At 40.1% G+C, this 13,446-nt stretch carries 9 protein-coding genes and 1 pseudogene; 9 read left to right on the forward strand and 1 reads right to left on the reverse strand.

The features are described from left to right. Positions 1 to 87 precede the first annotated feature (87 nt). The 7 genes and pseudogenes from RWM06_RS06550 (at position 88) to RWM06_RS06580 (ending at position 11,434) form a co-directional block, all read left to right on the forward strand. A complete protein-coding gene (locus RWM06_RS06550; protein ID WP_313970544.1) occupies positions 88 to 651 on the forward strand; it encodes a TIGR01440 family protein in 564 nt (187 codons plus the stop codon). A gap of 2 nt (positions 652 to 653) precedes the next feature. Beyond that, on the forward strand, positions 654 to 6,509 hold the full coding sequence (locus RWM06_RS06555) for a ZmpA/ZmpB/ZmpC family metallo-endopeptidase (RefSeq protein WP_313970545.1): 5,856 nt from the start codon (positions 654 to 656) through the stop codon (positions 6,507 to 6,509). Positions 6,510 to 6,582: 73 nt separating this feature from the next. Continuing rightward, complete coding sequence (pabB, locus tag RWM06_RS06560) at positions 6,583 to 8,304, forward strand: aminodeoxychorismate synthase component I (protein ID WP_313970546.1); 1,722 nt, start codon at positions 6,583 to 6,585, stop codon at positions 8,302 to 8,304. After that, positions 8,305 to 8,922 (forward strand): alpha/beta hydrolase, encoded by a 618-nt coding sequence (locus RWM06_RS06565; RefSeq protein WP_313970547.1) that lies wholly within the window; start codon positions 8,305 to 8,307, stop codon positions 8,920 to 8,922. Positions 8,923 to 8,971: 49 nt separating this feature from the next. Continuing rightward, positions 8,972 to 9,392 (forward strand): annotated as a pseudogene (locus RWM06_RS06570) (excalibur calcium-binding domain-containing protein); the annotation flags it as partial. A 144-nt stretch (positions 9,393 to 9,536) separates the two neighbouring features. Then, positions 9,537 to 10,496 carry an ROK family glucokinase gene (locus RWM06_RS06575; RefSeq protein WP_000078563.1) on the forward strand — a complete coding sequence of 320 codons (960 nt, stop codon included), beginning with the start codon at positions 9,537 to 9,539 and terminating at the stop codon, positions 10,494 to 10,496. Between the two features lie 98 nt (positions 10,497 to 10,594). After that, on the forward strand, positions 10,595 to 11,434 hold the full coding sequence (locus RWM06_RS06580) for a thymidylate synthase (protein ID WP_313970548.1): 840 nt from the start codon (positions 10,595 to 10,597) through the stop codon (positions 11,432 to 11,434). A 50-nt stretch (positions 11,435 to 11,484) separates the two neighbouring features. Here RWM06_RS06580 and RWM06_RS06585 read toward each other — a convergent pair whose 3' ends face one another. After that, on the reverse strand, positions 11,485 to 11,655 hold the full coding sequence (locus tag RWM06_RS06585) for a DUF3042 family protein (RefSeq protein WP_001051780.1): 171 nt from the start codon (positions 11,653 to 11,655) through the stop codon (positions 11,485 to 11,487). Between the two features lie 120 nt (positions 11,656 to 11,775). On the opposite strand from RWM06_RS06585, the gene miaA reads away from it, so the two are divergent. Both miaA and hflX read left to right on the forward strand, forming a co-directional pair. Then, positions 11,776 to 12,660: a tRNA (adenosine(37)-N6)-dimethylallyltransferase MiaA gene (gene miaA / locus RWM06_RS06590; protein ID WP_313970549.1), complete on the forward strand. Its 885-nt coding sequence runs from the start codon at positions 11,776 to 11,778 to the stop codon at positions 12,658 to 12,660. Next, positions 12,653 to 13,446: GTPase HflX (gene hflX / locus RWM06_RS06595; protein WP_313970550.1), on the forward strand; the 794-nt coding region annotated here is incomplete at its 3' end. The genes miaA and hflX, both read left to right, overlap by 8 nt.

The following is a 13,446-nucleotide window of genomic DNA, read 5'->3' on the forward strand; positions in this document are numbered from 1 at the left end:
CGTAATTGAGAAAGCTTTCTAGGTTGTCTATCTTGCTAAAATGTAGAAAAAACGATATGATAGATAATGACAAAAGAGGTATCAAGTATGAAGGAAAAAGACATTCAAAGAGAAACAAGCCAGATTGTAAAAGATGTATTAGAAAAGGCCAATTTGAAGCAGGGATCCATCTTTGTTTTGGGCCTTTCTTCTAGTGAGGTGCTAGGTGGTCAGATTGGCAAGGAATCCAGCCAAGAAGTTGGGGAAATCATTGTGAAGACCATCCTAGATATCCTAGAGGAAAAAGGAATTCATCTAGCCGTTCAAGGTTGTGAACATGTCAATCGGGCCCTCGTTGTTGAACGTCATGTGGCAGAGCAATTTGGTCTGGAAATCGTCAGTGTCCTTCCTACTCTTCATGCAGGAGGTTCAGGTCAGTTGGCAGCCTTCAAGTTTATGCAAGATCCAGTCGAGGTTGAATTTATCAAGGCTCATGCTGGATTGGATATCGGAGACACTGCAATTGGCATGCATGTCAAGCATGTTCAGGTTCCGATTCGCCCTCTTTTGAGAGAGATTGGCCATGCCCACGTAACGGCGTTGGCTAGTCGTCCAAAATTAATCGGAGGTGCGCGTGCGCATTATCCACAAGATTCTATTAGAAAGTCGTGAGAATGAAAAAAACAAAACAACAACTAGAAAAAATTACCAAATATTCGATTCGTAAGCTAACTGTTGGGGTAGGTCCTGTAGCCATCGGGGCCTTCCTTTTTGGTGCCAGTACTCTTTCAGTAGATAAGGTGCATGCCAATGAAGTCGGTGGTGCTCAAAGCGTTCATTACCGTTATTTGGCGGAGCAGGAATTGACCGAGTCTGAAAAAGCTCTAATTCACCATGAAGTTCCTACAGAATTTCAAGATGATGATATTCTCTATGTAGTTTATCGCAAGAAGGCAACTAACAGTCAACAACTTCCCTATACAGGAAGTAAGGAACTTGCTTTAGCTGGTCTTGGTTTGGCAACAGCTTCACTAGCAGTCTTTTTGGTGTCCAAAAAAGGTCGCAAAGAGCTCCTAGGTGTTCTCTTGATTGGTTCTTTGGGAGCCAGCACTTTTGTACCTTATGGGGCATTTGCGTTTGAAAATAAAGAATTGCTTTCTTATAACCAAACTATTTCGGCCTCTACACATGAAGGTTTGGCTGAAGGGATTATCCACATTGATGGCTATGAATATATTGGATACTTCAAGGAAGCAGAACTCCATCCCTCAAGACCAGCTTCAGCTGAGAATCCTCAGTTGCCAGTAGAAAAGCAAAGTGCAAATGAAATCGAGAAAACAGAAGTAGTTCAAGAAACACCTACTGTCACTCCCCAACCTGTTGTCAAAACTCCTGTAGCACAAACTCCAGTTACTCCTGCTGTTGAAGAAAAACCAGTTTCTGCGAAGTCCCAGACAAGACAGGAAGAGAATTTAGTAGAGATTCCTTTTGAAACGGTCACAAGCCCAGATGCGAATCTAGCAGAAGGACAGACTCGTATCGTCACAGCGGGAGTAAATGGTCAGCGTCGTCTTGTAACCAAAGTATCGATGGTTGATGGTCAAGAGGTTAGAGAAGTCGTTGAAGACCAAGTGGTTCAAACTCCTGTTTCTCAAGTTGTTGCAGTAGGAACTAAGAAAGCAGTAGAATTAAGCCCAGCTCCAGAAGTAGAACCAAGCATCCAAGCAGCTAAGGGCACTCAAGAGCCTGGTAAAGAAAATCAAGCTTTAGTTCAACCAGAATTATCAGAGTATACAGAAACGCTTTCTACTAAAGGTTCTCAAGAACCTGAACATGAAATGCTATCTCCGACTTTAGAACTTCAAGAATATTACGAAGCAAAAGGAACGCAAGAGGAAGGTAAAGAAAATCAAGCTTTAACACAACCAACGCTTCCTGAATATCATGAAGCAAAAGGTGTTCAAGAAGTACAAGAAGGCGAAAAGCAAGGTAAAGCTCTTGTGCAACCAATACCAGAATACAGAATCGCTGAGGAAACGACTGAGAGTGAAGTTGAATTCAATACAGAAGAAGTATTAGATTCTTCCAAATATGTAGGTGATGATACTGTAACTCGTGAAGGTGTTAAAGGTGTTCAACAGACAACAACTGTAAAAAGTGCTGAAAATAATGAAGTTCTTGCAACAACTACAGAAGTGAAAACACCACCTGTTTCTAAAATTGTTACAAAAGGTACGAAACCAGTTGAAGGAACAGTAGATGAAACTGAAGAAGTAGAGATTCCTTTTGAAACAAAAACGCAAGAAGATGACACTTTAAAACGTGGGATAGAAGAAGTTGCTCAACAAGGTAAAAAAGGCAAGAAACAAATTACTAAGACGTATAAAACGATTCGTGGTGAAAAAACTACTGAACCACCAACAGTTACTGAAAAAGTAATCGAACAACCTCAAGATAAAATTATTAAAAAAGGTACAAAAGGGTTAGAAAAACCTACTTTACAATGGGCTAATACTGAAAAAGATGTCTTGAAGAAGAGTGTCACAGCTAGTTATACATTGAATAAACCAGCTGGAGTAGAAATTAAATCCATCAAATTAGCATTAAAAGATAAAGATGGAAAAGTTGTCAAAGAAGTAACGGTTGCTGAAAATAAATTAAACGCTACTTTAGATAAATTAAAATATTATCAAGGTTACACCCTATCTACTACAATGATTTATGATCGTGGAGAAGGTGAAGAAACTGAGAAATTAGAAGATAAACAAATTCAATTAGACCTTAAAAAAGTTGAAATCAAAAACATTAAAGAAACAAGTTTGATGAGTGTAGACGATGCAGGTGTTGAAACAGATAAGAGCTTATTAACTGAAAAGCCGACAGATGTTGCTCCACTTTACCTACGAGTGACAACTCATGATAACAAAACAACAAGACTAGCGGTAAGTTCTGTTGAAGAAGTTGTTGTTGATGGGAAAACATTATACAAAGTGGTAGCTAAAGCTCCTGACTTAGTTCAACGTAGAGCTGATGATACACTAAGAGAAGAGTATGTACATTATTTTGAAAAACAAAAAGCACACGAAGGGGATGTATATTATAGCTTTGACGACCTTGTAAAAGCTATGAAAGCTAACCCAAGTGGTACCTTTAAACTTGGTGCAGACCTTAATGCAGCTAACGTACCAACTCCGAATAAGGAATATGTACCTGGTAAATTTAGCGGTCACTTAACAAGTGTTGATGGTAAACAGTATTCAATCCACAACATGGCACGTCAACTATTCGGTAATATCGAAGGTGGTTCAGTTAAAAATATTAATTTAGCTAACGTTAACATCAATATGCCTTGGATTGAAAACATTTCTGCCCTTGCTAGATCTGTTAAAAATGCTACTGTTGAGAACGTTAAAGTTACTGGTAGCATTCTTGGTAAAGATGGAATCTCTGGTATCACTAATAAGGTAGATATTGGTGGACAACTGACAAATGTTGCCTTTATTGGGAAACTTACTGGTGTTGGTGATAGACCTTGGGGTATGGCTGGTATCGCCGGTGAAGTTTGGAAAGGTAACATTAAGAAAGCTTATGTAGATGCTGATATGGTTGCTAATAAAGCTCGTGCTGGTGGACTTGTTGCTGTTACGGATAACGGTTCTGATCCTAACGGTATTGATAAATATGCTTCTGTACGTAATGCGGTGACTAAAGGTACTATCGATATTAAGAACCCTGTTGAAGTTGGTGGTTTCATCAGTAAAAACTGGACATGGGGTAGAGTTGCAGATACTGTTTCAATGATGAAAGTTAAAAACGGTGAAGAATTCTATGGATCTAGAGATATTGATACTGAAGATGGTTACTATACAAACAATGTACTAGAAAGAAACTTTGTAGTAAAAGATGTTAGTACAGGTAGTCGTTCATATAAACGCTCACGCTCTAATAGAATTAAAGAAATTAGTCTTGAAGAAGCAAATAAAAAAATCGAGGCAATGGGTATCACAGCCGATAAATTTGAAATTGCTCCACTTGTGGAAGATAAATTGAATCAAGCCAAACCAAAAGCTGATACGTATAAAGAGACTCAAGATTACAATGCAGAACGTGAACTTGCATACCGTAATATTGAAAAACTTCAACCATTCTACAATAAAGAATGGATTATCAATCAAGGGAACAAGATTCCTGAAGGATCTAAATTATTAACGACTGAAGTATTATCTGTAACAGGTATGAAAGATGGACAATTTGTAACTGATTTATCAGATATTGATAAGATTATGATTCATTATGCTGATGGTACGAAAGAAGAAAAATCTGTATCACCTAAGGCTACATCAAACGTAGAACAAGTAAAAGAATATGGTATTACAGATTTAGGAGATGTAGTTTACACACCAAATATGGTAGTTAAAGATCGTACTCAATTACTAAGTGATGTTAAAGCAAAACTAGATACAATTACTCTTGAATCTCCTGAAGTTCGTGCGATAACAGGTAATGTTGGAGCATTATATTTAGAAGAAAGTTTCTCAGAAGTAAAAGGAAATCTTGATAAATTAGTAAAAGCTCTTGTTGAAAATGAAGATCATCAGTTAAATGGTGATGAGGCAGCCATCAAAGCACTTCTTAAGAAAGTAGAAGATAATAAAGCTAAAATTATGATGGCACTTACTTACCTCAATCGTTATTATGGAATTGAATATGGTGACTTGAACATTAAGAATATGATGATGTTTAAACCAGACTTCTATGGTAAGACACCAAGTGTTATTGACAGATTGATTCGAATTGGCTCGCAAGAAAAGAACTTAAAGGGTGATAGAACTCAAGATGCATACCGTGAAATGATTGCAGGGGACACTGGTAAAGGTGATTTACGTAGTTTCTTAGATTATAATATGCGTCTCTTCACAAATGACACTGATCTTAATGATTGGTTTATTCACTCAGCGAAAAATGTTTATGTTGTAGAACCTGAAACAACAAATCCAGATTTCAAAAATAAACGTCATCGTGTCTTTGATGGTCTGAATAATAATATGCATGCACGTATGATTTTACCATTATTGAACTTGAAGAAAGCACATATCTTTATGATTTCAACCTATAATACTATGGCTTATAGTTCATTTGAAAAATATGGTAAAAATACAGAAGCTGAACGTGAAGCGTTCAAAGAACGTATTAATTATGTAGCTAAAGCTCAACAAACATACTTAGACTTTTGGTCACGTCTTGCACTTCCGAATGTTCGAGATAGACTGCTTAAGAGTCAAAATATGGTACCTACACCTGTATGGGATAATCAAGCTTATGCGGGTATTAAGGATGCTAACCGTCGTGGATATGGTACAGATGGTAAGGTAGCGACACCAATTCGTGAGTTATTTGGCCCAACAGACAGATGGCATCAAATTAATTGGAATATGGGAGCGATGGCTAAAGTCTATGCAAATCCATATGAAGATGAACAAGTTTTCTTCATGGTAACAAATATGTTAGAGGACTTTGGTATTTCAGCATTTACACATGAAACAACTCACGTAAATGACCGTATGGCATACTTAGGTGGTCATAGACATCGTCAAGGTACAGATCTTGAAGCATATGCGCAAGGTATGTTACAAACGCCTGATAAATCCACATCAAATGGTGAATATGGAGCATTAGGGATTAACATGGCTTATCATCGTCAAAATGATGGAGATCAATGGTATAATCCAGATCCTGATAAATTACAAACTCGTGAACAAATCGATCACTACATGAAGAACTATAATGATGCTCTTATGATGTTAGACCATCTTGAAGCTGATGCTGTATTACCGCAGTTAAAAGGAAATACAAGTCGTTGGTTCAAGAAAATGGATCGACAATACCGTAGTGGAAATTCAGGTCATCAGTTCGATAAAATTCGTGAGTTGACAGAGGATGAGAAAAAATTAGCAATTAATACAATTGATGATTTAATTACTAATAACTTAATGACGAAACATGGAGCTCCTGGTGACGGTACTTATAACCCAACGGACTTCAGCTCTGCTTATGTCAATATGAATATGATGACAGGTATCTATGGCGGTAATACAAGTCAAGGTGCTCCTGGTGCGGCATCATTTAAACATAATACATTCCGTATGTGGGGTTACTTCGGATATGAGAATGGATTTGTTGGATATGCTTCTAGTAAGTATCAAGATGCAGCTAATAAAGAAAATAATAAGATGTTAGGTGATGACTTCATTATCAAGAAAGTATCTAATAACAGATTTAGTACTCTTGAAGAATGGAAAAAAGCTTATTATCAAGAAGTGAAAGCAAAAGCTGACAAAGGATTTACTGCAATTGAAATTGATGGTAAACAAATTACTAATTATGCTGAGCTAAAAGTCTTATTTGATAAGGCGGTTGAGGCTGACCTAGCAGGTGGAGGAACAGCTAAAACTGTAGAGCTTAAATCAAAAGTCTTTAAAGCACTTCTTAAGAATACAGACGGATTCTCAGGAAATCTTTTTAAAGCATAGATTGTATTAAATAGATGAGTAAAAAGGTAGATTAAGTTTTTCTTGATTTACCTTTTTATGCTATACTTAAGCTATGCATAGAAAAACAGTGATTGATTTTAGGGCTTTGGGGGAGAGATACATCTTTACCCAGCCTATTAAAGAGTTGAAAACGAGAAATGTAGCAGAAGTGGCAGATTTGCTGGCACAAGTGGAAAGCTACCAAGAGCAAGGCTATTATGTGGTGGGCTATGTCAGCTACGAGGCTGCACCTGCTTTTGAGGAGAAATTAGCAGTTCACAAGGCTACTCTACTGGGAGAGTACCTATTTTACTTTACTGTTCATGATAGCGTAGAAACTTCCCCTGTTCCTCTGACTTATGATGAGATTGATTTGCCTTCAAATTGGCAGGAAGTAACATCTGCAGCAGACTATGAAAAGGCGATTGCTCAGATTCACCATCATCTACGGCAGGGAGACACCTATCAGGTCAACTACACCGTTCAACTCAAACAGGACTTAAGTGCCAATCCTTTTGCCATCTACAATCGCATGGTGGTAGAGCAGGAGGCGGGCTACAATGCCTATGTTGAACATGACGAGATGGCAGTGATTTCCATGAGTCCAGAACTCTTTTTTGAGCAAAATGACCGAGAATTAACAACGCGACCAATGAAGGGAACGACTCAGCGTGGGGTAACTGACCAAGAAGATCTTGAACAGGCTAGTTGGTTGGAACAGGATCCCAAAAATCGCTCTGAAAACATGATGATTGTGGACCTCTTGCGCAATGACATGAACCGTATTTCTGAAGTGGGCAGTGAGCATGTGGAGCGTCTGTGTCAGGTAGAGCAGTATTCTACTGTCTGGCAGATGACTTCGACTATCAAGAGTCAGTTGCGAGAGGATGTTGACCTTGTTGAAATCTTCCGTTCTCTCTTTCCTTGCGGTTCCATAACGGGTGCACCCAAAATTGCGACTATGGAAATCATCAAGGACTTGGAGCCGCAACCGCGTGGAGTTTACTGCGGAACGATTGGTCTCTTGCTTCCAAATGGACGACGGATTTTCAATGTTGCCATTCGGACCATTCAACTGAATCAAGGGAAAGCTATCTATGGAGTAGGCGGAGGCATTACATGGGATAGCACTTGGGAATCTGAATACCGAGAGGTTCATCAAAAGGCAGCTGTTCTCTATCGTAAACAAGCTCGTTTCAAACTGATTACTACAGGGAAAATCAGCCAGAAGTGCTTGCTGTTTGAGAATCAACATATAGAAAGACTGAGAAAAGCTAGTCGATATTTTGCTTTTCCTTTTGACCCAGAAATTGTGAGACAAAAGATTGAATCAGAGTGTCAGACTTGTGACATTGATCAAGACTACCGCTTGCGAATTAGTCTCAGTAAGTCTGGAGAGCTAGAAGTCGATCGTCAAGTATTGGAACCTCTCAGTCCAACCTTCTGCCATGCCCAACTCTGCCTTCAGGAATCTAATTTGCAACAAGCCTTTACCTATTTTAAAACGACTTACAGACCGCATTTGAACCTAGGGGAGCAAGAGATTATTTACCACAATAAGTCTGGAGAACTTCTTGAAACCTCTATCGGAAATTTGGTTCTGAAAATCGATGGGAAACTCTACACACCGCCTATCCGACTTGGAATCTTGTCAGGAATTTATCGTCAGCATTTGCTGGAAACAGGACAGGTAGAAGAGAAAGTCTTGACCTTGGCAGATTTAACCCAAGCAGAAGCTATTTACGGCTGTAATGCAGTGAGAGGCTTGTATGCGTTAAGCCTTGAGGAGAACTAGATGAAACTAATATTTTTACACGGGTTAGGGCAGTCAGCAGAGTCTTGGAAAGAAGTTCGGAATCTACTGACAGATTATCCTTCTGAGGCTATCGAGTTATTTCCTTCTGGAGTTAGCAACTATCAACAAGCTAAGGAGCGAGTTTATCAGCATCTAGCTCAAGAGACAGAACCTTTTATTTTGGTTGGATTGTCCTTAGGTGCTGCCCTGGCACTAGAGCTATCTAGTTACGATTTACCAAATCTTCAAGGTTTAGTTTTGTCAGGTTGCCCTCTGAAATTAGCTGGAAATATCTTATTTAAAATCCAGTTGATGATTTTTAAACTACTTCCAAAAAGTTTTTTTGAAAAACGGGGAGCAAACAAAGCTCTTATGGTCGGAGTTTCTGAGGAATTGAAGACACTTGATTTAACGGATATAGCAGAGATTTGCCCCTATCCAACCTTACTAATTTGTGGCAGCAAAGATAAACCAAATCTTAGTTCTATGAGAAGTCTTCATAAACTAATATCAGAATCCCAATTTCAGATTATCCCAGACGGTCCTCATGTTTTGAACGAAGATAAACCAGAAGAGTTTGCTGGGACAGTCAAAGATTTTCTTGAATTGTTAAAGTAAGTTTTCTAAAATAATATTGAAATCGATAACATTGTTATAGGAGAAAGAAATGAACAAACGCCTATTTTTAAAAATGAGTCTGGCTACCTTGCCAGTTTTAACCTTATTCTCACAACCTGTGTTAGCGGAAGAAAACATTCATTTTTCTAGCTTGTAAGGAAGCTTGGGCTCATGGCTATGCAGATCTTCATGAAGGAGATTCAGGTTATTCTGCTAAGTTAGACCGCGATCATGATGGTGTGGCTTGCGAATTGAAAAATTCTCCTAAGGGTGTTTTCAAAGAGAAACAAGCGACTACAACTCAAACTGATACAAGTTCAGCAACAGCAAGTGGCTGGGTTAAGCAGGATGGTGCTTGGTACTACTTTGATGGAAATGGCAATCCAGTAAAAAATGCTTGGCAGGGAAGCTATTATCTGAAAGAAGATGGTCAAATGGCTAAGAATGAGCGAGTTGATGGCGGACGTTACTACGTAGATGCTTCAGGTCTCTGGAAATCATAAGCCAGAATAAAATCCAGAAAGTTAATGCAAACCTTTGCATGATTAACTAAATTTTGTTATACTATATCTGTAAGCATTTTCAGTTAATTCATTATGAAAAAGGAGAATATGATGAGTCAAAAGATTATTGGGATTGACCTTGGTGGAACTTCTATCAAATTTGCAATCTTGACAACAGCAGGAGAAATCCAAGAAAAATGGTCTATCAAGACCAACATTTTGGATGAGGGAAGTCATATCGTAGATGATATGATTGAGTCTATTCAACACCGTTTGGACTTGCTTGGATTGGTGGCAGCGGACTTCCAAGGTATTGGAATGGGATCACCAGGTGTGGTTGACCGTGAAAAAGGAACTGTTATCGGTGCCTACAACTTGAACTGGAAAACCCTTCAACCAATCAAAGAAAAGATTGAAAAAGCCTTGGGTATTCCGTTCTTCATCGATAATGATGCCAACGTAGCTGCTCTTGGTGAGCGTTGGATGGGGGCTGGTGATAACCAACCAGATGTTGTCTTTATGACACTCGGTACTGGTGTTGGTGGCGGTATCGTTGCTGAGGGCAAATTGCTTCATGGTGTTGCTGGTGCAGCAGGTGAGCTTGGGCACATCACTGTTGACTTTGACCAACCAATCGCATGTACTTGTGGTAAAAAAGGATGTCTTGAGACAGTTGCTTCAGCAACAGGAATTGTCAACTTGACTCGTCGCTATGCGGATGAATACGAAGGCGATGCAGCCTTGAAACGTTTGATTGATAACGGAGAAGAAGTAACTGCTAAGACTGTCTTTGATCTTGCAAAAGAAGGAGACGACCTTGCTTTAATCGTTTACCGTAACTTCTCACGTTACTTGGGAATTGCTTGTGCCAACATCGGTTCAATCCTAAACCCATCAACAATCGTTATCGGTGGTGGTGTATCAGCTGCGGGAGAATTCCTTTTACAAGGTGTTCAAAAAGTCTACGACGAAAATAGTTTCCCACAAGTACGCACATCTACTAAATTGGCTCTTGCAACTCTAGGAAACGACGCTGGAGTTATCGGAGCAGCATCACTCGTATTACAATAAAATTGAAAAAGGAGAAAATTGCTTTCCATAAGCGAGTGATTTTCCTCCTTTCTTTTTTTATGCTATACTAGTTAGGACAATAAATGAGGTGAGAGTAAATGACAAAAGCAGATACGATTTTTAAAGAAAATATTGAACGAATCCTCAAAGATGGTGTCTTTTCTGAGCAGGCACGTCCCAAGTACAAGGATGGAACTGTTGCTAACTCCAAGTACGTAACAGGTGTCTTTGCCGAGTATGACTTGGCAAAGGGGGAATTCCCCATCACAACATTGCGTCCTATCGCTATCAAATCCGCCATCAAGGAAGTGCTCTGGATTTATCAAGACCAGTCCAATAGTCTAGAAGTGCTCAATGACAAGTACAATGTTCACTACTGGAATGACTGGGAAGTGGGAGATACAGGAACCATTGGTGAGCGCTATGGTGCCGTTGTTAAGAAACACGACATCATCAATAAGCTTCTCAAGCAGTTGGAAGCCAATCCTTGGAACCGTCGCAATATCATTTCGCTCTGGGATTACCAAGCTTTTGATGAGACGGACGGCCTCCTCCCATGCGCCTTTCAGACCATGTTTGATGTCCGCCGTGTAGATGGAGAAATCTATCTGGATGCGACCTTGACCCAGCGTTCTAATGATATGCTGGTGGCTCACCACATCAATGCTATGCAGTACGTAGCTCTTCAAATGATGATTGCCAAGCATTTTGGCTGGAAGGTTGGGAAATTCTTCTACTTCATCAACAATCTCCATATCTATGACAATCAATTTGAACAAGCTCAGGAATTGCTCCGTCGTGAGCCGTCAAACTGCCAACCACGCTTGGTTTTAAATGTTCCTGATGGGACTAATTTCTTTGATATCAAAGCAGAAGATTTTGAGTTGGTGGATTATGACCCTGTCAAGCCACAGTTGAAGTTTGACCTAGCTATTTAAAAGAATAGAAAAAAGAAGTTGAGACAATGAATCCCAACTTCTTTTGTTTCTTAACGTGATACGCGGCGACGAGCTGCTTTTTTACGGTTTTCTTCGATGAAAGCTGCTTTTTGCTCTTCTGGTTCAATCACTTTCTTTTTAAATGCGTATACTGCACCTGCGACGGCAGCGACAGTTCCTGCGACACCTGTTACAAGACCTTTAGCGAATCCTTTAGCCATGAGTCTTCCTCCTTTATCTTCTTAATCAGCCAGCCCCCTCAAGAGGTCACATTTTTCTGACTGACCTTTTTGTGTTATAATAATAGTAACGAAAAAATGGGAATTTTTCAAGGAAAAAAGATGAAAACAAAAATAATTGTGATTGTTGGACCGACTGCTGTTGGAAAAACAGCCTTTGCTATTGAAGTTGCCAAGCGTTTTAATGGCGAAGTGGTTAGTGGAGATAGCCAGCAAGTCTATCGAGGACTTGATATTGGGACGGCCAAGGCTAGTCCAGAAGAGCAGGCAGCTGTTCCCCATCATTTAATCGATGTTAGAGAGGTAACCGAGTCTTACTCGGCTTTTGATTTTGTTTCAGAAGCTAAGATGGCTATTGAGGATATTCACAGTCGGGGTAAGCTAGCCATTATTGCTGGTGGGACTGGACTGTATATCCAGAGCTTGCTTGAAGGTTACCACCTAGGTGGGGAGACTCCCCATGAGGAGATTCTAGCTTATCGAGCTAGTTTGGAGCCATATTCAGATGAGGAATTAGCCCATTTGGTGGAGCAAGCAGGCCTTGAGATTCCCCAGTTTAATCGTCGTCGTGCTATGCGTGCCTTGGAAATAGCCCATTTTGGTCAGGATTTGGAAAATCAAGAGACCTTGTATGAACCATTGATTATCTGCTTGGATGATGAACGCAATCAATTATATGAACGTATCAATCATCGAGTGGATTTGATGTTTGAGGCTGGGCTTTTGGATGAGGCCAAGTGGCTTTTTGACCATTACCCTGATGTGCAGGCTGCTAAAGGGATTGGCTACAAGGAACTCTTTCCATATTTCCGTGGAGAGCAGACCTTGGAGGAAGCCAGTGAGAGTCTCAAACAGGCTACTCGTCGTTTTGCCAAGCGTCAGTTGACTTGGTTCCGTAATCGCATGCAGGTGACCTTTTATCAGATTGGAGAAGCTGGTGTAAAAGACCGCATTTTAAGCCAGATAGAGGAGTTTTTAGATGATTGATACGGAAAAAAAAGAGGAGCGAGTCCTGCTCATAGGTGTGGAATTGCAGGGTATGGACAATTTTGACCTCTCCATGGAAGAGTTGGGCAGTCTAGCCAAGACAGCTGGGGCAGTCGTAGTCGATAGCTACAGACAAAAGCGTGAAAAGTATGATTCTAAGACCTTTGTCGGCTCTGGTAAGTTGGAAGAAATTGCGCTTATGGTGGATGCAGAAGAAATCACAACTGTCATTGTCAATAACCGTTTAACTCCACGGCAAAATGTCAATCTAGAGGAAGTTCTGGGTGTTAAGGTCATTGACCGTATGCAGTTGATTTTGGATATCTTTGCAATGCGGGCTCGAAGTCATGAAGGGAAACTCCAAGTCCACCTAGCCCAGCTAAAATATCTCTTGCCTCGCTTGGTTGGTCAGGGAATTATGCTCAGCCGTCAGGCAGGGGGAATTGGTTCCCGTGGACCTGGTGAAAGCCAGCTGGAGCTGAACCGTCGTAGCGTTCGCAATCAAATCACGGATATAGAGCGCCAGCTCAAGGTGGTTGAGAAAAATCGGGCGACTGTCAGAGAAAAACGTTTGGAGTCAAGCACCTTTAAGATTGGTTTGATTGGTTATACCAATGCTGGGAAGTCAACTATCATGAACACCTTGACCAGTAAGACTCAGTATGAGGCTGACGAGCTATTTGCGACTCTAGATGCGACGACTAAGAGTATCCATCTGGGAGGCAATCTCCAAGTAACTTTGACAGATACAGTTGGCTTTATCCAAGATTTGCCGACAGAGTTGGT

This window comes from uncultured Streptococcus sp. (genome assembly GCF_963516575.1).
Taxonomy (GTDB): domain Bacteria; phylum Bacillota; class Bacilli; order Lactobacillales; family Streptococcaceae; genus Streptococcus.

Excerpts from the sequence above, each read along its gene's own strand:
- RWM06_RS06550 (WP_313970544.1), top strand. The coding sequence starts at position 88 with ATGAAGGAAAAAGACATTCAAAGAGAAACAAGCCAGATTGTAAAAGAT.
- RWM06_RS06555 (WP_313970545.1), top strand. The coding sequence starts at position 654 with ATGAAAAAAACAAAACAACAACTAGAAAAAATTACCAAATATTCGATT.
- pabB (WP_313970546.1), top strand. The coding sequence starts at position 6,583 with ATGCATAGAAAAACAGTGATTGATTTTAGGGCTTTGGGGGAGAGATAC.
- RWM06_RS06565 (WP_313970547.1), top strand. The coding sequence starts at position 8,305 with ATGAAACTAATATTTTTACACGGGTTAGGGCAGTCAGCAGAGTCTTGG.
- RWM06_RS06575 (WP_000078563.1), top strand. The coding sequence starts at position 9,537 with ATGAGTCAAAAGATTATTGGGATTGACCTTGGTGGAACTTCTATCAAA.
- RWM06_RS06580 (WP_313970548.1), top strand. The coding sequence starts at position 10,595 with ATGACAAAAGCAGATACGATTTTTAAAGAAAATATTGAACGAATCCTC.
- RWM06_RS06585 (WP_001051780.1), bottom strand. The coding sequence starts at position 11,655 with ATGGCTAAAGGATTCGCTAAAGGTCTTGTAACAGGTGTCGCAGGAACT.
- miaA (WP_313970549.1), top strand. The coding sequence starts at position 11,776 with ATGAAAACAAAAATAATTGTGATTGTTGGACCGACTGCTGTTGGAAAA.